Origin of the sequence: Paenibacillus massiliensis 2301065 = DSM 16942, from assembly GCF_000377505.1 — a bacterium.
In the GTDB taxonomy this organism is placed as follows: Bacteria; Bacillota; Bacilli; order Paenibacillales; family Paenibacillaceae; genus Paenibacillus; species Paenibacillus massiliensis.
In genome coordinates this window covers 379,022-404,000 of sequence record NZ_KB898189.1, presented here as the reverse complement: position 1 = coordinate 404,000, position 24,979 = coordinate 379,022, and the positions used below count along the sequence as shown (strand labels likewise).

24 protein-coding genes and 1 riboswitch are annotated in these 24,979 nt (G+C 50.7%); of the genes, 22 read left to right on the top strand and 2 right to left on the bottom strand.

The window, feature by feature from the left end; all coding sequences use genetic code 11:
- The first annotated feature begins 128 nt into the window (after window positions 1-128).
- The 19 genes from D328_RS0112660 (at window position 129) to D328_RS30280 (ending at window position 20,492) form a co-directional block, all read left to right on the top strand.
- A complete protein-coding gene (locus tag D328_RS0112660; RefSeq protein ID WP_018885390.1) occupies window positions 129-1,055 on the top strand; it encodes an ROK family protein in 927 nt (308 codons plus the stop codon).
- A gap of 56 nt (window positions 1,056-1,111) precedes the next feature.
- Window positions 1,112-1,249 (top strand): hypothetical protein, encoded by a 138-nt coding sequence (locus D328_RS31240; RefSeq protein ID WP_018885389.1) that lies wholly within the window; start codon window positions 1,112-1,114, stop codon window positions 1,247-1,249.
- Window positions 1,250-1,481: 232 nt separating this feature from the next.
- Window positions 1,482-1,745: a DUF1294 domain-containing protein gene (locus D328_RS0112650; protein WP_026281157.1), complete on the top strand. Its 264-nt coding sequence runs from the start codon at window positions 1,482-1,484 to the stop codon at window positions 1,743-1,745.
- Between the two features lie 64 nt (window positions 1,746-1,809).
- A complete protein-coding gene (locus D328_RS0112645; RefSeq protein WP_018885387.1) occupies window positions 1,810-2,244 on the top strand; it encodes a universal stress protein in 435 nt (144 codons plus the stop codon).
- A 318-nt stretch (window positions 2,245-2,562) separates the two neighbouring features.
- Window positions 2,563-2,663, top strand: a riboswitch (purine riboswitch).
- 268 nt (window positions 2,664-2,931) lie between these two features.
- Complete coding sequence (purE, locus tag D328_RS0112640) at window positions 2,932-3,417, top strand: 5-(carboxyamino)imidazole ribonucleotide mutase (protein ID WP_018885386.1); 486 nt, start codon at window positions 2,932-2,934, stop codon at window positions 3,415-3,417.
- A gap of 38 nt (window positions 3,418-3,455) precedes the next feature.
- Complete coding sequence (purK, locus tag D328_RS0112635; RefSeq protein ID WP_051091144.1) at window positions 3,456-4,640, top strand: 5-(carboxyamino)imidazole ribonucleotide synthase; 1,185 nt, start codon at window positions 3,456-3,458, stop codon at window positions 4,638-4,640.
- 2 nt (window positions 4,641-4,642) lie between these two features.
- Complete coding sequence (purB, locus tag D328_RS0112630; protein ID WP_018885384.1) at window positions 4,643-5,938, top strand: adenylosuccinate lyase; 1,296 nt, start codon at window positions 4,643-4,645, stop codon at window positions 5,936-5,938.
- A 35-nt stretch (window positions 5,939-5,973) separates the two neighbouring features.
- Window positions 5,974-6,849 carry a phosphoribosylaminoimidazolesuccinocarboxamide synthase gene (locus D328_RS0112625; protein ID WP_018885383.1) on the top strand — a complete coding sequence of 292 codons (876 nt, stop codon included), beginning with the start codon at window positions 5,974-5,976 and terminating at the stop codon, window positions 6,847-6,849.
- Between the two features lie 124 nt (window positions 6,850-6,973).
- Window positions 6,974-7,219 (top strand): phosphoribosylformylglycinamidine synthase subunit PurS, encoded by a 246-nt coding sequence (purS, locus tag D328_RS0112620; RefSeq protein ID WP_018885382.1) that lies wholly within the window; start codon window positions 6,974-6,976, stop codon window positions 7,217-7,219.
- A 5-nt stretch (window positions 7,220-7,224) separates the two neighbouring features.
- Window positions 7,225-7,914 (top strand): phosphoribosylformylglycinamidine synthase subunit PurQ, encoded by a 690-nt coding sequence (gene purQ / locus D328_RS0112615; RefSeq protein WP_018885381.1) that lies wholly within the window; start codon window positions 7,225-7,227, stop codon window positions 7,912-7,914.
- Window positions 7,892-10,138, top strand: a complete 2,247-nt coding sequence (purL, locus tag D328_RS0112610; RefSeq protein WP_018885380.1) for a phosphoribosylformylglycinamidine synthase subunit PurL — start codon at window positions 7,892-7,894, stop codon at window positions 10,136-10,138. Before purQ ends, purL begins: the two co-directional genes overlap by 23 nt.
- Window positions 10,120-11,628: an amidophosphoribosyltransferase gene (gene purF, locus D328_RS0112605; RefSeq protein WP_018885379.1), complete on the top strand. Its 1,509-nt coding sequence runs from the start codon at window positions 10,120-10,122 to the stop codon at window positions 11,626-11,628. The genes purL and purF overlap by 19 nt, the downstream gene beginning before the upstream one ends.
- Window positions 11,629-11,962: 334 nt before the next feature.
- A complete protein-coding gene (purM, locus tag D328_RS0112600) occupies window positions 11,963-13,003 on the top strand; it encodes a phosphoribosylformylglycinamidine cyclo-ligase (RefSeq protein WP_018885378.1) in 1,041 nt (346 codons plus the stop codon).
- Entirely contained in the window at window positions 13,003-13,635 is a 633-nt protein-coding gene (gene purN, locus D328_RS0112595; RefSeq protein ID WP_018885377.1) for a phosphoribosylglycinamide formyltransferase, read from the top strand. The genes purM and purN overlap by 1 nt, the downstream gene beginning before the upstream one ends.
- 130 nt (window positions 13,636-13,765) lie before the next feature.
- Window positions 13,766-15,313 carry a bifunctional phosphoribosylaminoimidazolecarboxamide formyltransferase/IMP cyclohydrolase gene (gene purH / locus D328_RS0112590; protein ID WP_018885376.1) on the top strand — a complete coding sequence of 516 codons (1,548 nt, stop codon included), beginning with the start codon at window positions 13,766-13,768 and terminating at the stop codon, window positions 15,311-15,313.
- A 24-nt stretch (window positions 15,314-15,337) separates the two neighbouring features.
- Window positions 15,338-16,603 carry a phosphoribosylamine--glycine ligase gene (gene purD, locus D328_RS0112585; RefSeq protein WP_018885375.1) on the top strand — a complete coding sequence of 422 codons (1,266 nt, stop codon included), beginning with the start codon at window positions 15,338-15,340 and terminating at the stop codon, window positions 16,601-16,603.
- Window positions 16,604-16,998: 395 nt separating this feature from the next.
- The gene (locus D328_RS0112580; RefSeq protein ID WP_018885374.1) at window positions 16,999-17,616 is read left to right on the top strand and encodes an alpha/beta hydrolase; all 618 of its coding nucleotides are present in this window, start codon (window positions 16,999-17,001) and stop codon (window positions 17,614-17,616) included.
- Window positions 17,617-17,971: 355 nt separating this feature from the next.
- Window positions 17,972-19,249, top strand: coding sequence for a threonine ammonia-lyase IlvA (gene ilvA / locus D328_RS0112575; protein WP_018885373.1), 1,278 nt, complete (start codon window positions 17,972-17,974; stop codon window positions 19,247-19,249).
- 337 nt (window positions 19,250-19,586) lie between these two features.
- Window positions 19,587-20,492: a helix-turn-helix domain-containing protein gene (locus tag D328_RS30280; protein WP_018885372.1), complete on the top strand. Its 906-nt coding sequence runs from the start codon at window positions 19,587-19,589 to the stop codon at window positions 20,490-20,492.
- Between the two features lie 301 nt (window positions 20,493-20,793).
- On the opposite strand, the gene D328_RS0112565 is transcribed toward D328_RS30280, so the two are convergent.
- Entirely contained in the window at window positions 20,794-21,285 is a 492-nt protein-coding gene (locus D328_RS0112565) for a hypothetical protein (RefSeq protein WP_018885371.1), read from the bottom strand.
- Window positions 21,286-21,532: 247 nt separating this feature from the next.
- Between D328_RS0112565 and D328_RS29025 the strand changes: the two genes are divergently transcribed.
- From D328_RS29025 to D328_RS0112550, 3 genes are all read left to right on the top strand, one after another.
- A complete protein-coding gene (locus D328_RS29025) occupies window positions 21,533-21,796 on the top strand; it encodes a hypothetical protein (protein ID WP_133568344.1) in 264 nt (87 codons plus the stop codon).
- A gap of 419 nt (window positions 21,797-22,215) precedes the next feature.
- Window positions 22,216-23,040 carry an alpha/beta hydrolase gene (locus D328_RS0112555; RefSeq protein WP_018885369.1) on the top strand — a complete coding sequence of 275 codons (825 nt, stop codon included), beginning with the start codon at window positions 22,216-22,218 and terminating at the stop codon, window positions 23,038-23,040.
- A 197-nt stretch (window positions 23,041-23,237) separates the two neighbouring features.
- Window positions 23,238-24,041 carry a DODA-type extradiol aromatic ring-opening family dioxygenase gene (locus D328_RS0112550; RefSeq protein ID WP_018885368.1) on the top strand — a complete coding sequence of 268 codons (804 nt, stop codon included), beginning with the start codon at window positions 23,238-23,240 and terminating at the stop codon, window positions 24,039-24,041.
- 204 nt (window positions 24,042-24,245) lie between these two features.
- On the opposite strand, the gene D328_RS0112545 is transcribed toward D328_RS0112550, so the two are convergent.
- Window positions 24,246-24,761, bottom strand: coding sequence for a DoxX family protein (locus D328_RS0112545; protein ID WP_025677459.1), 516 nt, complete (start codon window positions 24,759-24,761; stop codon window positions 24,246-24,248).
- Window positions 24,762-24,979: the final 218 nt, after the last annotated feature.

Below are 24,979 nucleotides of genomic sequence, written 5' to 3'. Positions count from 1 at the left end.
GCCCACCAGTGATATGATCATTGGTGGGCAGGGCTATTTTTTGAAATATGCTGTGGTAGGTTAAATGCATACAAGAGCCAACTGTCGAATAAGTAGATCATCATATTTTGACTATAGGAGTAGGTTATATGTACTTAGTATTAGATATAGGCGGGACATTCGTGAAGTATGCGCTGATGAGCTCGGCGGGGGATATCGTCAGCAAGAACAAGCGACCCATTGGTAGAACGAGTCTGGAGGAGCTACTGGATACAGTCTACTCCATCATTGATGAGCAGGATCTGACCTCAGTTAAAGGCATCGCTGTATGCTGCCCGGGTGCGGTTGATGTGAAGACAGGTATTGTATACCACGGCGGCTCCTTCCCTTTTCTGCATGAAGTAAATCTGATGAAGTTGATACGTGATCGCTACGATAAGGATGTATCCATCGAGAATGATGGTAAGTGTGCAGCACTGGCCGAGCTGTGGCTTGGAAGTGTGAAAGGAGCGAAGGACTCTGTCGTTCTTGTGCTCGGTAGTGGAATCGGCGGCGGTATTATCATGGGTGGGCAGTTGCAGCGAGGTGCGAACCTCTCGGCTGGCGAGGTCAGCTATATCATGAGCGCGATGGACCCGGACACCCAAGAGGCGACTTATTTCGGCTTGGAATGCTCGGCTGTGGAGATGGTACGCAGGATCGGCGAAATGAAGGGTCTTCAGGACCCTACTGATGGAGAGGCCGTGTTTGCCTTCATCAATCAGCAGGATGAGGAGGCAACGGCCATATTCAATGCATATTGCATGAAGGTGGCTGTCCAGATCATGAACCTGCAGTACATTCTTGATCCAGAGCTGTTCGCGATAGGGGGTGGCATCAGTGTGCAGCCTATACTGCTGGAGCGATTGCAATGGTCGATTGCCGAGATTAAGCGGCTCAATCCGTTCCATAAGGCTAACCCGCAGGTCACAGCCTGTGCATTCCGAAATGATGCGAATCTGTATGGGGCATTGTATCACTTTTTCGTGGAGCAGGACGAATCTTTTCGCAGTCTGAGAGGGCCAAGGACGCAATAAGGTTCGCATAAGATTACCCCTTTTCAGGCAACGTAAGCTGAGGAGGTGAATCGCCAATGCCACACAATAAGCCAGAGAAGATTCATAACCAGCAGAACAAGGACAGCATCAGGGAAGAGCATATTGCAGCACGACCCGTGAAGGCTGAGAGACGTCCAGCGAGTCTCAATGGTATTCCCAAGCAGGAATCTTAGTCTGTCCAACAAGTAATGGCAGCGGCTTACTGGCTGTACAACTAGCCCTCTCAGATACCTTGATTAGCTGCACCACTGGCTATAGGTGCTGCCACCTGGATACGATCGCCTGACTACCGACTATCTGACTGTCTAGTGGTTCCTCCTGTTTCCTGCGTTGAACATCCCACCTGTGAGGTCTATAATGAAGGTACGGGGAGATGTCCCGGGATAGGGGGACCGCTTGATCCGCATGATTACTGGATTAGTGATATGGTTTATATTTATTAATATTGTAGGTTACCTAGTGATGTCGGATGACAAGGAGCGTGCACGCAAGCGTCGTGATCGTATTCCTGAGCGTACTCTATTCCTGCTCGCGTTCATTGGAGGCAGTCTGGGAGTATGGATTGCGATGTATCACAAGCGTCACAAGACGAAGCATAACAGCTTTGTGTTCGGTATTCCGCTGCTGTTATTTTTGAACGCTGTTATGTACGGCTATTTCTTGCCATAGGTATTCCTCGCTTACGAGGGTAACCGCAATAGGACAGAGAGCTTATAGAAGGGATGGATGCAACATGTTGTTCTCCAAAATTCTCGTAGCTTACGACGGTTCGAAGGCTTCCAACAAAGCACTGGATCGTGCCATTGATGTGGCGAAGGCCTCACCTGATACTCAGCTTCATATCATTCATGCGTTTGATTTTCCAAGAGTCTTCATCGGTGAAGGGCTTGCACCGCTTCCAGCATCCGTGAACAAGGATTATTATGATCTGGCTGTGCAGCTTACAGAGGACGTGAAGACCCGCGTAAGCGATAAAGGTGTGCAGGCACAGGTGGAGATGATTCAGGGCTCGCCAGCAGCTGTCATTCTGGACTACGCTGAGGAGAAGGGTGCTGATGTGATCTTCATTGGGAGCAGGGGGCTCGGTGGCATTCGTGAATTCGTGCTGGGCAGTGTCAGCCACAATGTCGTGCAACATGCGAAGATTCCCGTGCTGATTATAAAATAATCATGCTGTATGATGTAATATGCCCTAATAGCTGCGTGTGCAGTGAGTGCTACATAGCTTGGGGAAATGGGTAGCTTGAAGGCCATGCTGCCAGAATCCCATGCTACTTGAGGGCCGCCCTATTGATGGGTGGCAAAGCATAATACTAATTTTACATGTTAACGAAGAAAACATTCCCAAGAAGTCGAAGATTTCGGCGCCGGGAATGTTTTTTGATTTGAAGGCGAACATTTGGTTCGTATGAAAGTTTAATGTTCGCCTTTTAAGTTGACATCTGGTGTCGCAAATTGTTAAACTGTTGTATGTATTGTTATGAATTTTAAATGAATGAATCATACTCGTATATGCCGGGGATATGGCCCGGACGTTTCTACCCGGGAACCGTTAATTTCCGGACTACGGGGAATGAATGGGCTGGCTTCATAGTCATAGTCTCTAGGAGGCTTGGCTTCGCTGTGGCGCGCCGTCGAACAGACGGTGTAGATGCCTTCATTTCCTGGATTCCGGTATCTTGAAGATGACTTTTATTTTCGAGGCCGGATTTTTTTGTGAAATTCATACGGATCTGACGAATAATAGCCATAATGAAGCTGTAGAAGACGATGATGTGGAAGACTAGATGATGTGGAAGACTATGAATGAGATTGAAGATACCGAGTGCAATAAGATACAGGAGAGTGGACATTCATGACAGTTCAGGTAGGAGTCATCATGGGCAGTACATCCGATTGGGAGACGATGGAGCATGCTTGTACGATCTTGGACGAGCTGAAGATTGGTTATGAGAAAAAGGTCGTATCCGCTCATCGCACCCCGGATCTGATGTTCGAATATGCAGAAGCGGCAGCAGGTCGAGGCCTGAAGGTCATTATCGCAGGAGCTGGCGGAGCAGCCCACCTGCCCGGAATGGTTGCGAGCAAGACAACAGTTCCGGTCATTGGCGTCCCTGTGCAATCCAAGGCTCTGAACGGACTGGATTCCCTGCTGTCCATTGTACAGATGCCAGGAGGCATTCCTGTAGCGACGGTAGCGATTGGTAAAGCCGGGGCAACCAACGCGGGCCTGCTGGCGGCTCAGATTCTGGGCGCTTTTGACGAGGAAGTGCGGGTACGAGTACAGGAGAGACGTGACCGTATCCGTCAGCAGGTGCTGGAGAGCAGTGATACGTTATGAGCGAGAAGAATAGCATGCATCCCGGTCCTGTTGCAGCCATGAACACGGAAGAGAGGGGAAGCCAGCCAGTCTCTACAGTCATTGAGCCTGGAGCTACCATTGGCATCCTCGGAGGAGGTCAGCTTGGCAGAATGCTTACACTTGCTGCGACACCTCTCGGGTATCGCTGTGTGACGCTCGACCCGACTCCAGATTCGCCGTGCGGCCAGATCGCCCGACAGGTGACAGCGGCTTATGACGATGTAGGGGCAGCACGCGAGCTGGCAGGAAGCTGCGACGTTGTCACTTATGAATTTGAAAATGTAGATGCTGGAGTAGCAGCCCTGCTGGAGCAGGAATCGTATGTACCGCAGGGAAGCAAGCTGCTCTACACGACACAGCATCGGCTGCGCGAGAAGCGTGCCATCGAGGCAGCGGGCGTACCCGTAGCTCCGTATCGCGAGGTTACCACTGCGGGCAGCATGCAGCAGGCGGTGGGGGAGCTGGGCTTGCCTTGCGTACTGAAGACAGTCATGGGAGGCTATGACGGCAAAGGTCAACGCGTCATTCGCCACCTGGAAGAGGTACAGGCTGCCTACGAGGAACTGAATACTGCTGGTGTAGGGTTGGTGCTGGAGAGCTTCGTTCCGTTTCAATGTGAAATATCCGTCGTTGCGGCTCGCAGTACGAAGGGAGAGGTACGGACCTTTCCTCCAGCCGAGAACATTCATGTGAATAATATTCTTCATGCTTCTATTGTTCCGGCAAGAGTGTCTGAAGAGCTTCAGGCCAGAGCAGAGCAGCTGGCTGCGCAGCTCATTGAAGGATTGGATGCAGTAGGCTTGCTTGCTGTTGAGATGTTCGTTACCAAGGCCGGCGAGATTTACGTGAACGAACTGGCACCAAGGCCGCACAATTCAGGCCATTACACGATGGATGCTTGTGCAACGTCACAATTTGAGCAGCATATTCGCGCCATCTGTGGCTTGCCGCTTGCTGATCCACGTCTACTCACTCCGGTAGTGATGGTGAATATTCTGGGTGAGCATATGGAAGAGGTACTGAAGCTGCTGACATCAACCGCTTCGCAGACAGCTACAGAGAAAGTCATACCGAAGCTGCATTTATATGGTAAGAGTGAGTCCAAGAACGGGCGTAAAATGGGACATGTCAATCTGCTCTGTCAAGACACAGAAGCAGCTATGCAGTGGATCGAACAAACCAATATTTGGAGGAATCATTAGTTATGATCGAACGTTACAGCAGACCGGAAATGAGAGCCATCTGGACCGAAGAGAACAAATTCCAAGCTTGGCTGGAAGTAGAACTGTGTGCCTGTGAGGCATGGGCAGAGCTGGGAGTTATTCCGAAGGAAGATACGGTGGCACTGCGCAACAATGCGACCTTCAACATTGAGCGGATTCTGGAGATCGAGCAGGAGACCCGTCACGATGTAATTGCCTTTACCCGTACCGTATCCGAGAGCCTGGGCGCGGAGCGTAAATGGGTACATTATGGCCTGACTTCAACAGACGTCGTGGACACAGCGCTTGGCTATCTGCTGAGGCAGGCGAACGATATTCTGGAGAAGGATATTCTGAACTTCATCGAGATCCTGAAGGATAAGGCGATTGCTTATAAGGATACTCCAATGATGGGCCGTACGCACGGCGTTCATGCCGAGCCGACTACGTTTGGTCTGAAGATGGCTCTGTGGCATGAGGAAATGAAACGGAATCTGGAGCGGTTCCGCAATGCCGCGAAAGGTGTACAATTCGGTAAAATCTCGGGTGCTGTAGGTACGTATGCCAACATTGACCCGTTCGTAGAGGAATTTGTCTGCCGCAAGCTGGGCACATCTCCGGCGCCGATCTCCACCCAGACGCTGCAGCGTGACCGTCATGCCGAATATATGGCGACGCTGGCACTCATCGCGACATCACTCGACAAGTTCGCACAAGAGGTTCGTGCGCTGCAGAAGAGTGAATTCCGTGAGGTGGAGGAAGCCTTCGCGAAGGGGCAAAAGGGCTCCTCGGCAATGCCGCACAAGCGCAATCCGATTGGCTCCGAGAATATTTCCGGTCTGGCTCGTGTCATCCGTGGTCATATGGTATCGGCGTATGAGAACGTACCACTCTGGCATGAGCGTGACATCTCACACTCCTCCGTGGAGCGTATTATTTTGCCAGATGCAACGATGCTGCTGAACTATATGCTGAACCGCTTCGGCAATATTGTGAAGAACCTGACGGTCTTCCCGGAGAATATGAAGCGCAATATGAGCCGTACGTTCGGCGTGCCATTCTCGGGCCGTGTCATGACGAAGCTGATTGACAAGGGCATGAGCCGTGAACAGGCTTACGATACCGTACAACCACGTGCGATGCAGGCATGGGAAGAGCAACGTCAGTTCCGCGATATTGTGGAGGCGACGCCAGAGATCACGAATCTCCTGAGCGCTGAAGAAATTCAGGATGCCTTCGACCCTTCCTGGCATTTGAAGCATGTCGATACGATTTTCACCAAGCTTGGCTTGAACTAAGATAACTCTATATCCTACAGAAATGAGGCTGGATAATGGCTGTATCCACCGCTGCTCCTTGGATTGATGCTCCGCTCGTCTATAAGGGCAAAGTAAGAGAGCTATATGATCTGGGAGAGCATTATCTGATCGTTGTAACGGACCGTATTTCCGCTTTTGACTACATCCTGGAGCCGCCTGTACCGGAGAAGGGCAATGTTCTTAATCAGCTCAGTGCCTTCTGGTTCGAGAAGACACGCCATCTGATCGAGAATCATGTCGTGCATACGGATGTGTACCGTCTGGGGAGCATCGTGAAGGAACCGGAATTGCTCAAGCATCGCATTATGGTGACTCGTAAGGCTGAACGAATCGATATTGAATGTGTCGTGCGAGGCTACATTACGGGGGGCGGCTGGCGTCAGTATTCATCGACTGGCGAGATTAACGGTATTCCGTTGCCGGAGGGACTTCGCAAGAATGAGCGCTTCCCGGAGCCACTCTTCACGCCAGCTGCCAAGAATGATGTAGGTCATGATGAGGATATCAGCCTCCAGCGCATGAAGGAACTGGTCGGTGTAGAACTGACGGCGGAGCTCGAAGCCAAGAGCCTGGCGCTGTATGAATTTGCTCGTGATTACTGCGAGCAGCGAGGAATCATTTTGGCAGATTGCAAGTTTGAATTCGGACTCATTGATGGCAAGGTCATTCTGATTGATGAAATCTTCACACCGGATGCTTCGCGCTTCTGGGCGAAAGAGAATTATGCACTGGATGTCGAGATTGACAGCATGGACAAGGAGCCTGTGCGTACCTATCTGGCCGACTCCGATTGGGACAAGAATAGTACACCTGCACCACTTCCCTCCGAGGTGGTCAGCGAGACAACGGCCAGATACACGAATATTTTGGAGCGTCTTACAGCCGAATAACAATTAGGCAGTAGTAGGCAGTGGATTATCAGGCAGCAGGACCATAGTGAAGTAAGCATCGAGGCTGCAAGCAACGGTTACTCATTATTACGGCTTCACCATCTGAAGGAGGATATGAAGGATCATGATTAAAGCTACCGTCTATGTCACTATTAAACAAAGCGTACTCGACCCTCAGGGCGTAGCCGTACAAGGCGCACTGCATTCCATGGGCTTTGCAGAAGTGGAAAGCGTACGTATCGGCAAATATCTGGAGCTTCAGTTGGACACTACAGATCGCCAAGAGGCAGAGAACCGTCTGACAACGATGTGCGAGAAGCTGCTGGCGAATACGGTGATCGAAGACTACCGCTACGAATTGGAGGACTGACATCCATGAAATTTGCTGTTTTGGTGTTCCCGGGCTCCAATTGTGACATTGACTGCTATAAGGCTGTCGAGGTTGCGCTGGGTGAACCCGTAGATTATGTATGGCACACGGCGACTGATGTCTCGCAGTATGACTGCATTCTCGTTCCTGGAGGCTTCTCCTACGGAGATTACCTGCGCTGCGGAGCGATCTCGCGTTTTGCTCCTGTAATGAGTGCAGTAGCTGAGGCAGCGGAGCAAGGCAAGTATGTGCTCGGCATCTGCAATGGCTTCCAGATCCTGACCGAGGCTGGGTTGCTGCCAGGAGCGCTGCTGCGGAATCGTTCGATGAAATTCCTATGCCATGACACGGTGCTGAAGGTCGAGAATAACCGTACGCCATTCACCCGCGACTACGCCGAGGGCGAGGAGATCGTCATTCCGATTGCTCATGGTGAAGGCAACTATTATTGTGATGAAGAGACACTGGCGGAGCTTAAGGCCAATAATCAGATCGTATTTACGTATACTAACAATCCGAACGGCTCCTTGGCCGATATCGCAGGCATTAGCAACAAGCGCGGCAATGTTGTGGGCATGATGCCTCACCCGGAGCGTGCTACTTCGAACCTGCTGGGCTCAGAGGACGGCAAACGTATGTTTACATCGATTTTGAACGCATGGAGGGATCAGCATGGCGCAGCAAGTATCCGCTAAAGAACCGACAGCTGAGCAGGTCGCTGAGCATAAGCTGTATCAGCAAATGGGAGTATCCGACAGTGAGTATGAGCTGATCTGTGAATTTATGGGTCGCAAGCCTAACTATACCGAGATTGGCGTATTCAGCGTCATGTGGTCTGAGCATTGCGCCTACAAGAATTCCAAGCCATTGCTTCGTCGTTTTCCGACCAGCGGTCCTCGTGTTCTGATGGGACCTGGTGAAGGTGCAGGGATCGTCGATATCGGAGATAACCAAGCCGTCGTGTTCAAGATTGAAAGCCATAACCACCCTTCAGCGGTTGAGCCCTTCCAAGGGGCAGCTACGGGCGTAGGCGGCATTATCCGTGACATCTTCTCTATGGGAGCCAGACCCGTTGCGGTGCTGAATTCCTTGCGCTTCGGCAAGCTGGAGAGCGATCGTGTGAAGTATCTGTTCGAGCATGTAGTATCTGGTATTGCAGGATACGGTAACTGTATCGGTATTCCTACAGTAGGCGGAGAGGTTGTCTTTGACGAGGCCTATGAAGGCAATCCGCTTGTAAATGCGATGTGTGTTGGCCTGATTGATCATGACAAAATCCAGCGTGGTGTTGCCAAAGGTGTAGGTAACCCGGTCTTCTACGTCGGTCCCCCGACGGGACGGGATGGCATTCATGGAGCAACCTTCGCTTCAGTAGAGCTGACGGAAGAATCCGAAGCGAAGCGTACAGCGGTGCAGGTCGGTGATCCGTTCATGGAGAAGCTGGTCATGGAATCCTGTCTGGAGCTGATTGATAGCGGTATTGTGTTGGGAATTCAAGACATGGGTGCAGCGGGTCTGACTTGCTCCAGTGCGGAAATGGCGAGTAAGGCTGGTAACGGATTAGAACTGTATCTCGATCAGGTGCCACAGCGTGAGGAAGGCATGACCCCATATGAAATGATGCTGTCGGAATCCCAGGAACGGATGCTCTTCGTAGTGGAGCCGAAGGATGAAGCTCAAGCCAGAGAGATCTTCGAACGTTGGGGCGTCATCTGCGCGAAGGTCGGCAAGGTGACGGATGATGGCCGTCTGCGTCTATATCATCATGGTGAGGTAGTCGGTGATATGCCAGTCAATGCACTGGTGGATGAGTGCCCGATCTATGATAAGCCATCTTCAGTGCCGGCATATTATGAAGAGCAGGCTAAGGTGGATACCTCCAGCTATGCAGAAGTGAAGGATCTCAGTGCAGCCTTGAAGCAGGTGCTCTCTTCTCCAAGTGTAGCAAGCAAGAAGTGGGTCTACGAGCAGTATGACTACATGGTTCGCACGAATACAGCGGTTCGTCCTGGCTCAGATGCGGCTGTAGTTACGATTGATGGCACACGCAAGGGACTGGCGATGACCACGGATTGCAACGGGCGCTACGTCTATCTGGACCCGGAAATGGGCGGCAAGATTGCTGTCAGCGAAGCTGCACGTAATATCGTCTGCTCGGGAGCAGAGCCGCTTGCCATTACGGATAATCTGAACTTCGGTAGCCCGGAGAAGCCAGAAATCTTCTGGCAGATGGAAAAAGCCGTAGACGGCATGGCAGAGGCCTGCCGTGTGCTCGATACACCTGTCATTGGCGGTAACGTGAGTCTGTACAATGAGAATACCAAGGGAGCAATCTACCCGACACCTGTCGTTGGTATGGTCGGACTTGTGCATGATACGGATCACATTACGACGCAAGGCTTCAAAGCCGAGGGTGACGTCATCCTGCTCCTGGGAGCTACGCAGGCAGAGCTTGGTGGTAGTGAGTTCCAGGCTGTCGTACATGGTGTGACTGAAGGTAGACCTCCAATGCTCGACTTGGCCACAGAGCAGAAGCTGCTGAAGGGAGTACTAGGTGCTATCCAGCAGGGCTTGGTTCGCTCAGCGCATGACTTGTCTGAGGGCGGTCTAGCTGTAGCACTGGCCGAATCCTGCATTAGCGGGGGCATCGGGGCCCAAGTGAATGTTGAGACTGCATTACGTGCAGATCTGGCGCTGTTCAGCGAGAGCCAATCACGCATTCTGCTATCTGCTGCACCTGAGCAGGTAGCTGCTCTGGAGTCCTACTTGCGTGAGCAGGATGTTCCAGTAACTGTGATTGGACGGACGGAAGGCACAGCCTTGAATATTGAAGTGAACGGACAACCTGCTGTAGCCGAGCCCGTAGCTGGCCTCAAGCAACTGTGGGAGGATGCCATTCCATGTCTGATGCAAGCATGAGTGGTCTCATGACAGGGAAGGACATTCAGGCGAAGACATTATGGACGGGCGATTATTATAATGAAGGCTCGGGCAAGGAAGGACTCGACAAGCTCAAGGAGGAGTGCGGCGTATTCGGGGTGTTTCGTCACCCTGAGGCCGCTTCCTTGTCCTATTACGGGCTTCATGCTCTCCAGCATCGCGGAGAGGAAAGTGCTGGCATGTGTGTCAGCGACAACGGAGAGTTTCGTTATCACCGCGGCATGGGACTGGTCAAGGAAGTATTCGACAAGGATATGATGGCTTCCCTGACAGGAGATATCTCGATCGGACATGTCCGCTATTCGACCAGCGGTGATAGTAAGCTGACGAATGCGCAGCCGCTCGTATTCAAGTATCGTGATGGAGATCTCGCTGTAGCGACGAACGGAAATATTGTCAATGCGATCCAAATTCGACGTGAGCTGGAGCGTAGCGGATCGATCTTTCAGACGACCAGCGATACGGAGGTCGTGGCACATCTGATCGCCCGTTCCTCCAAGGATCTGGTGGAAGCAGCCAAGGATGCTTTTCGGCAGATTGTAGGCGGCTTCGCCTTCCTGATTATGACGAATGATCGGCTGATCGTAGCCTCTGACCCGCACGGCTTGCGTCCGCTGACGATGGGGCGGCTGGGCGATGCCTATATATTCGCGTCCGAGACATGTGCCCTGGAGACGATCGGTGCTGAGCTATTACGCGATATTGAGCCTGGAGAGCTGCTGGTGCTGGATAAGGACGGCCTGCGTGAGGACCGCTTCGATCATGGCAAGCACCGCAAGGCGTTGTGTGCGATGGAGTACATTTATTTTGCCCGTCCGGATACGGATCTCAACGGGGCCAACCTGCACGCGGCGCGTAAGCGTATGGGCAGCCAGCTTGCTATTGAGTCGTTCGTCGATGCCGATGTGGTAACGGGTGTTCCCGACTCCAGCATCTCGGCGGCGATTGGTTATGCAGAGCAGACAGGCATTCCCTATGAGCTCGGCATGATTAAGAACAAGTACACAGGGCGGACCTTCATTCAGCCGAGCCAGGAGCTGCGTGAGCAGGGCGTCAAGATGAAGCTGAGTGCCGTACGCCGAGTCGTCGAGGGCAAGCGGGTCGTCATGATTGACGATTCCATCGTGCGGGGAACGACGTCGCGCCGGATCGTGAATATGCTGCGTGATGCTGGGGCCACTGAGGTGCATGTGTGTATTACTTCACCGCCGTTCAAGAACCCTTGCTTCTATGGCATTGACACGCCAGACCGCCGGGAGTTGATTGCCTCCTCCAAGACGATTGAGGAGATTCGGGAGGAGATTAACGCCGATTCCCTACATTTTCTCAGTACGGAGGGGTTAATTGAGGCGGTCGGCGGATATAATCAGCAGGATTACAAAGGTGGGTTATGTATGGCCTGCTTCGACAATGATTACCCGACTCATGTCAGCTTCGACGGTGAAGAGAAGTTCGGGTGTAGCTGTTAATTCAGGTGTTGTGCCGGGGTTCATGATCTGATCTGGAAATGAAGGCGGGGCCTCATAAGCTGAGCAGATCATGAATGATCGGCCTTACATTGCTTTATGGTATTAACATAGTTAGGATAGCGATGGTGCGAACTATTGTACCAATGTATAGGCTGTAGCTATAGCTAAGTCAGATAAGAGCGGGAATTCAATGGATGGCAATGTAGGTAATGAATGAGTAATGTATGAGAAATGTAGGCAATGCACGAGCAATGAAATATAAGCGATAAGCATCCCTCAAGCGAGCAATAGTAAAGGTTGCACATTTTGATATCTGATAAGGAGTGGGTCCCTAGTGTCCGATGCTTACAAGCAGGCTGGTGTCGACATAGCAGCTGGTAACGAGGCTGTCGAACGAATGAAGAAGCACGTTAAGCGTACGTTTCGTCCTGAGGTCATGACTGATCTGGGCGGCTTTGGTGCCTTGTTCGGCTTGAATAAGGATAAATATGAGGAGCCGGTACTTGTATCCGGCACAGATGGTGTCGGTACGAAGCTCAAAATTGCCTTCGCGATGGATCGCCATGATACGATCGGTATTGATGCCGTGGCCATGTGCGTAAATGATATTGTCGTGCAGGGAGCAGAGCCGCTGTTCTTCCTCGATTATCTCGCCTGTGATAAGGTCATTCCAGAGAAGATCGAAGCCATTGTAGCCGGCATTGCAGAGGGCTGTCATCAATCTGGCTGTGCACTGATCGGCGGAGAGACAGCAGAGATGCCTGGCATGTACAGTGAGGGCGAATACGATATCGCGGGCTTTACTGTTGGTATCGTGGACAAGCATAAGATTATTAACGGCGCTTCCATTGCTCCTGGCGATACGGTCATTGGACTGGCTTCCAGCGGCGTGCACAGCAACGGTTTTTCCCTGGTGCGCAGGCTGCTGTTGGAGCAAGAAGGCTACCGTCTGCAGGACGAGCTTCCTGAACTGGGTGGTACATTGGGGGATGTACTGCTGGAGCCAACCAAGATCTATGTGAAGCCTGTACTGTCCCTGTTGGAGAAGGTGAAGGTCAAAGGAATGGCACACATTACCGGCGGTGGCTTCATTGAGAACATTCCGCGCGTGCTGCCAGAGCATGTGAATGTGGATATTCAGTACGGCTCATGGCCTATTCTGCCGATCTTCCGTCTTCTTCAGGAGAAAGGCTCGGTATCCAATCGTGATATGTTCACGACCTTCAATATGGGGATCGGACTTGTGCTCGTCGTGGATGAAGCGGATGCGGCTCTTACCCTGGAGCAACTGCGTGCAGCTGGGGAGACAGGCTACATTATTGGCCGTGTGACTGAAGGGGCAGCGCAGGTGACCTTTACCGGAGCGGAAGTATAATGAAGTCCTTTCGTATAGCTGTATTTGCCTCTGGAGAAGGTACGAACTTTCAGGCTCTGGCAAATGCTGTTCGAACAGGAGCTTTGCAAGCCACGATTGAACTGCTGGTCTGTGACAAGCCTGGGGCTCGTGTCGTACAGCGTGCCGAGGCGGAGGGGATTTCCTGCCACACCTTCATACCCAAGGAGTATGCCAGCAAAGAAGCCTACGAGCAAGAGATCGCCAACATCCTAGACAACAGGGGAGTGGATCTCATTGTATTGGCAGGCTATATGCGACTGCTCTCGCCGATACTTGTGGAGCGATACGAAGGCCGAATCATCAATATCCACCCATCGCTTTTGCCTGCTTTTCCAGGTAAGGATGCAGTGGGGCAGGCTGTGCGCTACGGTGTGCGGTGGACGGGAGTGACGGTGCATTTCGTGGATGGCGGTATGGATACTGGGCCGATCATTGCTCAGGAGCCTGTAATAGTACATCCAGATGATACGGTCGAATCCCTTGCTGAATCTGTCCATGCGGCTGAGGTGAAGCTATATCCTCTGGTTGTATCCTGGTTTGCCCAGGGACTGGTGCAATTGGATGGACGCAAAGTAACGGTTGCCAGAGCGCATGAGGCAGCGGATAAATAGTCCTTATTAGAATGAAACAAAATGCTCGTCGAATGATGAGACGCAGGAAATGATATTTCTCGGGAAATAAACGAACAGCCTTTCGTCAGGAAGCGCTAAGTTGCGAATTACCAAAAGGAGGAAGCGAAGCGTGGCTATAAAAAGAGCATTGGTCAGTGTATCGGATAAACGCGGAATCGTTGAGTTCTGCCGTGAATTGTCCAACTTGGGCGTAGAAATCATCTCAACAGGGGGAACCAGCAGCCTGTTAGCGAAGGAAGGAATCCCGGTCATCGGTATTTCGGATGTAACTGGCTTCCCGGAGATTATGGACGGACGGGTTAAGACACTACACCCCGCTGTTCATAGCGGCCTGTTGGCAGTACGTGACAATGAGGAGCATCAGCGTCAGATGAGTGACCTGGGTCTTGACTATATTGATCTCGTGGTTGTGAACCTTTATCCGTTCGCTGAGACGATCGCCAAGCCAGACGTGACCTATGAGGACGCTATCGAGAATATCGACATCGGTGGGCCTACCATGCTGCGTTCAGCTGCCAAAAATCATGCATTCGTCACGGTTGTTGTCGACGCAGATGATTACAGCCAGGTGTTGGACGAGATTCGTGGCGGTGGAGACACCGAATTGAATACACGTAAGCGCCTTGCGGCCAAGGTGTTCCGTCATACCGCATCATATGATGCTCTAATCTCTGACTATCTCTCCAACGTAACGGGTGACCCACTGCCCGAACGCTATACTGTGACCTATGAGAAAATTCAGGATCTGCGTTATGGCGAAAATCCACATCAGCAAGCAGCCTTCTACAGAGAGCCGCTTGCGGCGAACGGCACACTGACGACAGCCAAGCAGCTGCACGGCAAGGAGCTGTCCTACAACAACATCAATGATGCGAATGCTGCGCTGCAGATCGTGAAGGAATTCAGCGAGCCTGCTGTGGTTGCCGTTAAGCATATGAATCCATGTGGTGTGGGTATTGGTAGCAGTATCTTTGAAGCCTACAGCAAGGCTTATGCAGCTGATCCGACCTCGATCTTTGGCGGCATCGTAGCGGCGAATCGGATTATAGACAGCGATACAGCGAAGAGACTGTCGGAGATTTTCCTGGAAATTGTGTTAGCCCCAGGCTTTACACAGGAAGCGCTTGATATTTTGACACAAAAGAAGAATATCCGTCTGCTCGACATGGGCGAGCTGTCCAGCGAGAGTAGCCAAGAAAGTCGCTATGTTGTGACCTCGATCGAAGGCGGTATGGTCGTACAGCAAAGTGATGTGCATGCGCTAGATCCAGCGGCTCTTCAGATCGTAACAGAGCGTGCTCCTTCCGAGGAAGAGTTGAAGCAGCTTCTGTTCGGGTGGAAGGTCGTTAAGCATGTGAAATCCAACGCCATCGTACTGGCAGCAGATAACATGACTGTAGGTGTCGGCGCTGGGCAGATGAATCGCGTAGGTGCAGCCAAGATCGCGATTGAGCAAGCGGGTGACAAAGCGAAGGGCGCCGTATTGGCTTCGGATGCTTTCTTCCCGATGGGAGACACGCTCGAAATGGCAGCAAAAGCCGGAATCACGGCGGTCATTCAGCCAGGTGGCTCAATCAAGGATGAGGAGTCTATCAAGGTAGCTAATGAATACGGAATTGCCATGGTATTTACAGGCGTCCGTCATTTCAAGCACTAGGATAACCAGGAGGTCTAGCAGAGCATGGATATACTCGTTATTGGCGGTGGTGGACGGGAGCATGCCATAGTCTGGTCGCTCAGCCAAAGTCCACAGGTCGGCAAAATCTACTGTGCACCGGGCAATGCAGGTATTGCACAGCTGGCGGAGTGTGAACCGATCGGTGTATTTGAATTCGAGCGTCTGGCAGCCTATGCCCTGGAGAAACAAGTCGGACTCGTAGTAGTCGGACCGGATGATCCGCTCGCAGCAGGGATTGTCGATGTCTTCGAGGCCCATAACATTCCGGTGTTCGGCCCTCGAAAAAATGCGGCTGAGATTGAAGGTAGCAAGGCCTTCATGAAGGACCTGCTGCATAAATACAATATTCCGACGGCTGCTTATCGCAAGTTCCATCAGTATGAAGAGGCGCTCGCGTATTTGCGTGAGCAGTCAGTACCCGTAGTCATCAAGGCTGATGGTCTGGCAGCTGGTAAAGGGGTCGTTGTCGCTCAGACGCTGGAGGAGGCCGAGCAGGCGCTCAGCGATATGATGGTAGGTAAGGTATTCGGCAGCTCTGGTGACCAGGTGGTAATCGAGGAGTTCCTGGCTGGCCAGGAGATGTCGATTCTGGCCTTCGTGGACGGGGAGACCGTACGTCCGATGGTCGCTGCCCAGGATCACAAGCCGGCCTATGATGGCGATAAGGGTCCAAATACAGGCGGAATGGGGACCTATTCTCCGCTGCCGCATATTGCCGACAGTATTATCGAAGAGGCGATTGAGACCATCATCAAGCCGACAGCAAAGGCTATGGTGGCGGAAGGAAGGCCGTTTCGCGGTGTGCTCTTTGCGGGACTGATGATCTCACCTGATGGGAAACCGAAGACGATTGAGTTCAATGCACGCTTTGGAGATCCGGAGACACAGGTGGTGTTGCCGCGCCTGAAGTCAGATTTACTGGACATTTTCCTGGCTGCGGTGAACGGTACATTGGATTCGGTGGATATTCAGTGGAAGGATGAGGCTGCCGTCTGTGTCGTATTGGCTTCCGGTGGTTATCCGGCTTCTTATCCAAAAGGTCTGCCAATTCAGGGGCTGGATCAGGTGGAGGATGGCATCGTATTCCATGCGGGGACAGCGGTCAACGAGCAAGGCGAGTGGATCACGAATGGTGGTCGCGTACTCGGTGTCGTCGGCCTGGGAGCAGATATTGCTGCCGCACGTACCAAGGCTTATGAGCAGGCAGAGCGCATTACCTTTGAAGGTAAGCATCAGCGTACGGATATTGCGCTCAAAGCATTGCAATAAAGCCATTGTAATAATTCTTTGTAGTATGAAGGATCTCCTAAGGGTCGATGACCTGAGGGAGATCCTTTTTAGGCTGTACAGCTTTTACATTGATTAAGGTGTGGCAAGGATGGGAGCAGTCTCGATTGGGGAAAATTTAGTTGATGGTAGTGTGGCAAAAGTGCACCGGTGTGGAAACAAAATAGTTGTGCATGAAATAAGCAGAAGGGGGATTGCAGAATGTAGAAAAGTATTTTATAATATAACAAAAATAAGAATCTTAATTTAGAAATAAATTTTGATTCTTAGTTTAAGTTTAAGTCTTTGTAGTGGTTATAAGTGATGAGGTTATAAGTGATCTAGTCAAAGCTTCACAATGAATATAAAAATAAAAGCAACCTAGGAGGTTATCATTTATGAAGCATATTTTCAAGCAAGGTACGAATCAAGAGGCTCCGGTATTGCTGCTCCTGCATGGCACAGGGGGTAACGAACAAGATTTGCTGCCTTTGGCGGATATGATCTCGCCCGAGTCCTCCGTGTTAGGTGTACGCGGGAATGTGCTGGAGAATGGCATGCCGCGCTTTTTCCGACGTCTTGCAGAAGGGGTGTTCGATCTGGAGGATCTGGTCTTCCGCACACGTGAGCTATCTGCCTTCATTGATGAAGCTGCGGAGCAGTATGGATTCAATCGCGGGAACGTAATTGCCATCGGGTACTCCAACGGTGCCAACATTGCAGCCAGCATGCTCTTCCATGACAAGGATGCCCTTAGGGGGGCGATTCTGCATCATGCAATGGTGCCGCTACGTGATATCCAGCTTCCTGATCTGAAGGGTACGGCTGTATTCATTGGAGCAGGGGAGAATGATCCGTTGATTCCGGCACAGGGCTCCAGAGAGCTGGAGGAGCTCCTCACAGGAGCAGGGGCTGAGGTGGAGACTCATTGGGAACGAAATGGTCATCAGCTTACTCGTACAGAGGTAGAGGCGGCAGCAGCCTGGTTCGCACGACAATATGGTTCTGCTGAATAAGTCAATGAGCTCACTTGCAGCTAATTGGCGAATACAAAGCATTTTAACTATTACAATATAAATTAACAAATACAATATAAATTAACAAATAAAATATAAATTAACAAATACAATATAAATTAACAAATACAATATAAATCAACAAATACAAGGCTTATTTAACCTTAGAATATTGATTCCCATAGCAGCGATTCTCCATGTGAGGGTCGCTGTTATGCTATTAGGTTAGCAGGAGCTCGGCCTAATGCTCAATCTGGCGTAGTTACCGCTCGCAGCCCGCGCAATTCGACCCAAAACGTGGTATGATAATCGGTACAAACTATAGAACTAGCTTAACGGAGTGTGGAGTGAGCATATGAAATCAGCAGATAGTCCCCGGACGGATGTACCTACCGTGGGTATGGAGGATATTATTCGCGCGCATCATATGCTGCGTGAAGTGATTGTCAAGACGCCGTTACAGCGTGATGCTGTACTGTCGGCAAAATATGAGTGTGAAGTGTATTTGAAGCGGGAGGATCTGCAGGTAGTGCGCTCCTTCAAGATTCGTGGTGCGTACAACATGATTCGAAGTCTTACGCCAGAGGAAATGGAGAAGGGGATCGTCTGTGCCAGTGCAGGAAATCATGCGCAGGGTGTGGCGTTCTCATGTAATGCGCTGGGCATTAGGGGCAAGATCTACATGCCAAGCACTACGCCTAACCAGAAGGTGAAGATGGTTCGCCGCTTTGGTGGGGAGAGCGTAGAGGTCATTCTTACAGGCGATACCTTCGATGATGCGTATGCGGAGGCGATCAAGCGTTGTAATGAGGATGGTATGACGTTTATTCATCCTTTCGATCAACCGAAGATTGTAGCTGGCAATGGCACCGTAGGCATGGAAATTCTGGAGGATCTGGGCATGCCGGCAGACTATGTGTTCGTGACGATTGGCGGGGGCGGACTCGCAGCTGGCGTGGGAACCTATGTCAAAACGGTCAGTCCGGCCACACGTATCATTGGCGTTGAGCCGCTCGGAGCTGCTTCGATGAGTGAGGCCATACGCCTGAACGGAGTGGTTACACTGGATCAGATCGACAAATTCGTGGATGGAGCCGCCGTCAAACGTGTTGGAGAGCTCACCTATGATATATGTACACGCGTACTGGATGACATTGTGAAGGTCCCTGAAGGCAAGGCTTGCACGGCCATTCTGGAGCTATATAACGAAAATGCGATCGTGGTAGAGCCAGCTGGCTCTTTGCCTGTGGCTGCACTGGATTTTTGCAAGGATGAGATTAAAGGCAAGACGGTCGTCTGTATCGTCAGTGGCGGCAACAATGACATTGACCGGATGCAGGAGATTAAGGATCGTTCCTTGATGTACGAAGGCCTCAAGCATTATTTCATGGTTAACTTCCCGCAGCGGGCGGGTGCTCTTCGTGAATTCCTGCAGGAGGTGCTGGGACCGGATGATGATATTACCCGTTTCGAGTATACCAAGAAGAATGATAAGGAGAATGGCCCTGCTCTCGTCGGCGTTGAGCTGATGTACAAGGAGGATTACTTCCCACTGATTGATCGGATGAATCGGAGAGGTATCCAGTATACGGAGCTCAATAAGAACGAGAATCTGTTCAATATGTTGATCTGAGGAAGCCAGTGTTATTAATTAGTACCTGAACTCGATCAATTAGATAAAAAAACAAAGCCGTATGCTGATCTGGAATCAGTGTACGGCTTTTGCTGTCTTTACAGCTGCCCAGGCTGCATATTCAGTATAAGACAGGACAGTCAACCCAATAGCCAGGCAACCTACACAGTTTGCTCTAAGTAACAAAAATTGAATGAAATGAAAGAGCTAAGGATAGTGCTTTTGACCTCGGACAAGGTGATAGCATTTCTGTTATGATGGCTGCAATCAAGTCAGCCTTGTGCTTATGAACCTGCAAAATCAAGATGAACATGATTCCCGCCATGAGGAGGATATAATGTCTTCATTTCGTTTGTTTCGTTCGCCACCATCGCTTATGCCCCTGCATCTCTACTGTGCAGGGATAGTTCCGAAGAAGCAGCAGCATCATCCAGAGGGCTTTCCTGAGCATCTTATGATATTGTCACACCAAGGCTCTGCGCTGCTTGAGCGGGAGGATGGCTCGACACGTCGCTTGCGTCCGTTCCAGATCACGACTGTATCCAAGGAGCTTGCCTATACCATTAGGCCAGATGACAGTAAGGTATGGGATCAGCGTTATGTCGGATTTGGCGGCACCCTCTCAAGTACACTACTGCGCACACTTCAGGATCTTGAGCACGTTGAATTAGACCAAGACGGATTCATGAAGCTGTGGCTGCAGCTGATCAGGCTATGGGAGCTGGACCTGCGCAATCCCCGTCTGCATGAGCAAATGAACGAAGTCACTTATCGGCTCCTGCCGGGAGCAGTAGAGGCACTATTATCTTCTGAAAGCTACAGGAAGGCAAGCGAAGGAGAATCCCAGTCCTTGAGGCCGGAATGTGATACCGAGCAAGAATGCTCAGACTCAAGCAATCGTGCGGGATTCCGACAAGCGCTCGCCTATATGCATGCCCATTATCGTGAAGAGCTTCTCTTGCAAAATGTAGCTGAGATCGTCGGGTACTCCGTGCAGCATTTGAATCGACTGTTCCATCAGGAATATGGTATGACCGGCCACCAATATATGCAGCGTCTGCGACTGGAGCATGCCAAGCAGTGGATGCTGGATCGTCCTTTGGCAACGATGCGCGAGGTAGCGGATGCCGTTGGGATGGAGCTGAATTATTTCATCCGCATGTATAAGCGTAGATTCGGCGTGACGCCTGGCGAGCAGGCTAGAATAACTCGTGATGGCATGCTGGACGAACCGATCGGATAACGTCGGGACTTATCCAACAGCTCAAGCTACAGCTAGTGCTAAACCAGTACTACAACCAGTACTACAACCAGTACTAGAGCTAAGAGCAACAGGTAGTGCTACAACTGTGTTAAGTGCTAAGTGCTAGGACTAATGCAGTTCATCCTACTGCTCATCCTACTGCTATTGTTAATACTTGAAGGACCTGTTCAATGCTCCAATATAGGAGTAGGTATAGTTATAGCTTGCTATCCAGCGATCCTTTAGCATAGACCTACCACCACTCCCCAGTTGTTCTCCAGTGCTATGGTAGTTCGTTAACCTAAACCGAGGTCTTCCGACGTTGACTACGTCTCCACATGATGACGATGAGTACTACCCAGCCCACGATTCCGATGATCAGACTGGTCCATGGTGAGATGGTGAATACGGGCAAAGAGCCTCGCAGCAGCAGACCACCAATGAGAATTACGGCTACCAGCACCACATAGGCCAAGATGGATCTGATGTTCATGCTGGCTCGCTCCGGGACATGGGGACGCTGATCTGCGGCGTCTTGATCCGTCTCATCGTCCTCCGGTCTAACCATGAATTTGGTCAGGGCCTCAATGAGAACAATGGCTCCTCCAGCGATCAGAACGAGTGTAGAGATTCCCACCTTCGTGTAAGGCTCCACATTTCCCCCTGTAGATTGTACAACCAGCCCTACCAGGGCAATCGTCGTAAAAAAGAATGTCAGTGCAATCCAGGCAATCAGCACATAGCTACTATAGCTTTTATTGGCTTGCTTCTGATCCGTGTGCGTATCAGGCACGTGTACTCCTCCTTGCTGTTATCAGGCTATGAAGAAAGTATACCATTCCGCGAGTCCGTGTCCAGAATGTGGCGGAATGTTGACAAATGAAGAATATCGGTCTGAATTTTATTCTTATAAGTATAATGTGAACGCTTCCCGTTGAAAATTACCCCATAAAGAGATTACAGCAAGCAAGCATAGCAACCGTACTTGTACAGTATATGCTGCTGTTGGACCTCTCTACACGACTATTAAGGACGGGAGCGTGAAGCAGATGAAGGATGAAGGCACAGGTGACATTCAGCCAACCGCCAACCATGTCCATACGGACAAGGCCTCATTACCAGGAGCAGGCAAAGGGGCCCCGGTATACCGCATTTTGGATCAGGAGGAATTCTCTGATGAATTGGGGCAACAGCCGTCAGTGAATCTGTGGGATGAGCATCGCTTAAGCGAGGAGCATGGATGGATGAATGCATGGGAGGGACGGAGTGAGACCCACAGTATGTTCCGTCAGAGCTACGATTGACCTCTAGCTATAATTCGCCCGTTACAGGCGGAGCATAGTTGATGTAGCTATAAGTAGGCTCAAGTGGAATGTCCCGCAAGTAAAAGATGAATGGACCCCGAGTGTGTGCACAAGCTGCAGACCCACATCAGCTGATATGGAAGTAGGAGCAAGAACACGCTAAGGTATATGAAAAGACGTCGAACAGTAAAAACGTCGAAAGGTAAAAGCCAAGGTCCTGGAGGTTAGCTCCAGGGCCTTAAGCTTGTGTACTAGCCAAGCTCATTGACAGATGGTGCGTGAAGGTGCTATATTTTCTCATACAACCTAATACCAATTAAACTAATCGGAATAATTAAATATTTATAAATCGCCATCGTGGCTTTCACTGTTAATAGTAGAATAAATGGAACATACGTGGGAAACGGGAGGAAGAGAGTATGGAGCGACAGATCAGTATTCGATACGAGGGAGAAGAGTTGGCAGCAACCTTTCATTATCCCAGCGATAACGGGGAATCGAAAAGACAGAATAGAGTACCGCTTATCATCATCTGCCATGGCTTCGTAGGTAGTCGCATAGGTGTGGATCGGCTGTTCGTACGGACCGGGCGTGAGTTTGCAGCCAAGGGCTACGCCGTGATCCGTTTTGATTACGCAGGGTGCGGAGAGAGCTCAGGCGAATATGGTGAGCAAAGTCTGGAATCCATGATCAATCAGACACGGGCTGTGATAGATTATGCAATGAACTGTATTGATGTGGACCCGAGTCGCGTCACACTACTGGGGCACAGTCTTGGCGGTGCAGTCGCTGTTCTGACGTCTGTGCGTGACAAACGCGTGCAGAACCTGATCATGTGGTCAGCTGTTGGCTATCCTTTCAATGATATTGTCAAAATCACCGGGCGGTCCACCTACGATGAAGCAGTTCAGCAAGGCAAGGCAGACTACCTTGGCTATAAGTTCACACCTGTGTACTTTGACTCGCTGGCCCAATATCAGCCGTTCCAGGAGGCGGTGAAGTTCAACGGCAACGTGTTCGTTGTCCATGGGACCTCGGATGATATTATTCCAGTGGATTATGCTTTCTTGTACCAGAAGGTGTTCTGGATGCGCAGCGAGGGACGGTGCGATAAGGAGATCATTTTCCAAGGAGATCATACCTTCTCATCGGGCAAAGAGCGAGATCAGCTCATCACATCGACCCTCCAGTGGCTGACGAACCAGGAGCGTCTGGAGGAAGAATGGCAGCACTGGATGATATGATATTGGAAAAACCGCGTGCGCAGGAGTAAAATAGAGAGGTAAGGTATATTTCCGAAAGTCAAGCACCGCCGATAGCTGATGAAGGCCAGTATTGATCTAGGACGATATGTGGCTTGGACGATATAGTCTTCGTAAAATCACTCGGTATGCATTCGGAATAGCCCTCACCATCATTTTGCGTGTGGAGGTTGGCAGCGATGACAATACCAGCACTATTCGTGGCGCATGGTTCGCCTACACTGGCTGTGGAGGACAATGCTTATACCCGCTTTTTGACCAGACTGGGTTCACGGCTGCCGCGTCCCCGCGGGATTGTCGTATTCTCAGCGCACTGGGATTGTCCCGATCAGAGTATCGGAGTGGACGACCAACATACAGCCATGCACGATTACTACGGCTTCCCCGATGACATGTATCAGCTGACCTATGATCCTCCGGGTGATCAGGAGCTTAGCGAAGAGATCATGGCCATGTTCAAGCAGCAAAATCTATTCGTTCGTCCTGTACAGGGCAGGGGGCTGGATCACGGAGCCTGGGTTATTCTGCGGCATCTGTACCCTGAAGGAGATATTCCTGTCATTCCGTTATCCGTGGACTCACGCCGTTCGCCTCAAGAGCAGTACAATATCGGGCGCATGATCAGCGCTCTACGTGATCAGGATATTCTGATTATTGGCAGTGGAGGGCTCGTACACAACCTTCGCTTGCTGCGGGAGACCGATGAGCCTGAAGCCTGGGCTGTGGCCTTCGATGACTGGATCGGGGAGCAGCTAGCCGTGTGGAATCTGAGGCACCTCTTCCTGTATGACAAGAAGGCACCACATGCCCGTGAGGCCGTGCCGTCTTATGCCAGAGAGCATATAGTGCCCTTGTTCTATGCGATGGGCACAGCAGACAATAACGGGAATGCCGTGAAGCTGTATCAGGAATATGCGCATGGATCGCTGAGCTTGAATTGTTGGGTGTTCGGAGCCGAGCCTGATTTTGGGCTGGAGGATTAGCAGAAGCATTTTAACTGTAGACATCTCTATATTCAAAGCAATATTTGTAAAAACAAAACTAGATTACAAACAAGAATATATTCCAAACAAGACCGTATTCCAGAACAAGACTATATTACAAAAATAAGAGGCAGCTACCGCACTTGGCGGTGTCTGCCTCTTGGTGAATCTGGAAGCTGAGTTCATCAGTTATGAGGTCTCAGGTTATGCCCCTTTGAAGGCTGGGTCCTGACTGGTACCGCCTTTGCGGAACAATTTGCGAAGGTAAGGAAGTACCCAGTAGTCGAAGCCGATACGACCAGCGTTAGCACCTGCAACTACGATGAAGATTTCAGCCAGCACCAGGATTGCGTTGGTGCTTACAGTGCCCGAGAACAAGAATGCGAAGTTCATGACCATAGCCATCAGTGCAGCCAAAGTAGTGAATGTACCCAAGATCAGTCCGAGGCCTACCAGGAATTCGCCCAGCGGGATCAGGAAGTTGAAGAGGCCAACGTTAGGCAGTGCGAAAGTCTCCAGGAACGCTCCCCACCAGCCTTGTACAGTTGGGCTTTCGCCCGATGCTTTTGCAATTGCTCCGCTAATGAAGCCGCCAGCGTTAAAGCCTTCGCCTGTGAGCTTCGCCCAACCGTGAGTCATCCAATCCCAACCAATGTATACTCTCAGTACTGTCAGTAACCACATTGCAACCTTATTTTCTCTCAACCAATTGTTAAACATATGAACCACTCCTTTTTTATAATCAATAATTTGTGTTATTAATGCTGTTGTTACTAGTGCTTTTTGCTTTTGTGTGATGATCATCTTGGCTACATCCTTATTGTAGTGTAGGGAAGGGTGAATATTTGTGATATAAATCACAAAGTCAGAAATTTCTTTTAAATTTTAATTTCTCCTTGTTCAGAGAAAATTTAAGATGTCAAATGTTGGAGTTCTCA

Excerpts from the sequence above, each read along its gene's own strand:
- D328_RS30280 (WP_018885372.1), top strand. The coding sequence starts at position 19,587 with ATGTCTTCATTTCGTTTGTTTCGTTCGCCACCATCGCTTATGCCCCTG.
- purE (WP_018885386.1), top strand. The coding sequence starts at position 2,932 with ATGACAGTTCAGGTAGGAGTCATCATGGGCAGTACATCCGATTGGGAG.
- D328_RS31240 (WP_018885389.1), top strand. The coding sequence starts at position 1,112 with ATGCCACACAATAAGCCAGAGAAGATTCATAACCAGCAGAACAAGGAC.
- purS (WP_018885382.1), top strand. The coding sequence starts at position 6,974 with ATGATTAAAGCTACCGTCTATGTCACTATTAAACAAAGCGTACTCGAC.
- purF (WP_018885379.1), top strand. The coding sequence starts at position 10,120 with ATGTCTGATGCAAGCATGAGTGGTCTCATGACAGGGAAGGACATTCAG.
- D328_RS0112660 (WP_018885390.1), top strand. The coding sequence starts at position 129 with ATGTACTTAGTATTAGATATAGGCGGGACATTCGTGAAGTATGCGCTG.
- purB (WP_018885384.1), top strand. The coding sequence starts at position 4,643 with ATGATCGAACGTTACAGCAGACCGGAAATGAGAGCCATCTGGACCGAA.
- D328_RS0112645 (WP_018885387.1), top strand. The coding sequence starts at position 1,810 with ATGTTGTTCTCCAAAATTCTCGTAGCTTACGACGGTTCGAAGGCTTCC.
- purD (WP_018885375.1), top strand. The coding sequence starts at position 15,338 with ATGGATATACTCGTTATTGGCGGTGGTGGACGGGAGCATGCCATAGTC.
- D328_RS0112555 (WP_018885369.1), top strand. The coding sequence starts at position 22,216 with ATGGAGCGACAGATCAGTATTCGATACGAGGGAGAAGAGTTGGCAGCA.
- purL (WP_018885380.1), top strand. The coding sequence starts at position 7,892 with ATGGCGCAGCAAGTATCCGCTAAAGAACCGACAGCTGAGCAGGTCGCT.
- D328_RS0112580 (WP_018885374.1), top strand. The coding sequence starts at position 16,999 with ATGAAGCATATTTTCAAGCAAGGTACGAATCAAGAGGCTCCGGTATTG.
- D328_RS0112550 (WP_018885368.1), top strand. The coding sequence starts at position 23,238 with ATGACAATACCAGCACTATTCGTGGCGCATGGTTCGCCTACACTGGCT.
- D328_RS0112625 (WP_018885383.1), top strand. The coding sequence starts at position 5,974 with ATGGCTGTATCCACCGCTGCTCCTTGGATTGATGCTCCGCTCGTCTAT.
- purN (WP_018885377.1), top strand. The coding sequence starts at position 13,003 with ATGAAGTCCTTTCGTATAGCTGTATTTGCCTCTGGAGAAGGTACGAAC.
- ilvA (WP_018885373.1), top strand. The coding sequence starts at position 17,972 with ATGAAATCAGCAGATAGTCCCCGGACGGATGTACCTACCGTGGGTATG.
- D328_RS0112650 (WP_026281157.1), top strand. The coding sequence starts at position 1,482 with ATGATTACTGGATTAGTGATATGGTTTATATTTATTAATATTGTAGGT.
- purQ (WP_018885381.1), top strand. The coding sequence starts at position 7,225 with ATGAAATTTGCTGTTTTGGTGTTCCCGGGCTCCAATTGTGACATTGAC.
- D328_RS0112545 (WP_025677459.1), bottom strand. The coding sequence starts at position 24,761 with ATGTTTAACAATTGGTTGAGAGAAAATAAGGTTGCAATGTGGTTACTG.
- purK (WP_051091144.1), top strand. The coding sequence starts at position 3,456 with ATGAACACGGAAGAGAGGGGAAGCCAGCCAGTCTCTACAGTCATTGAG.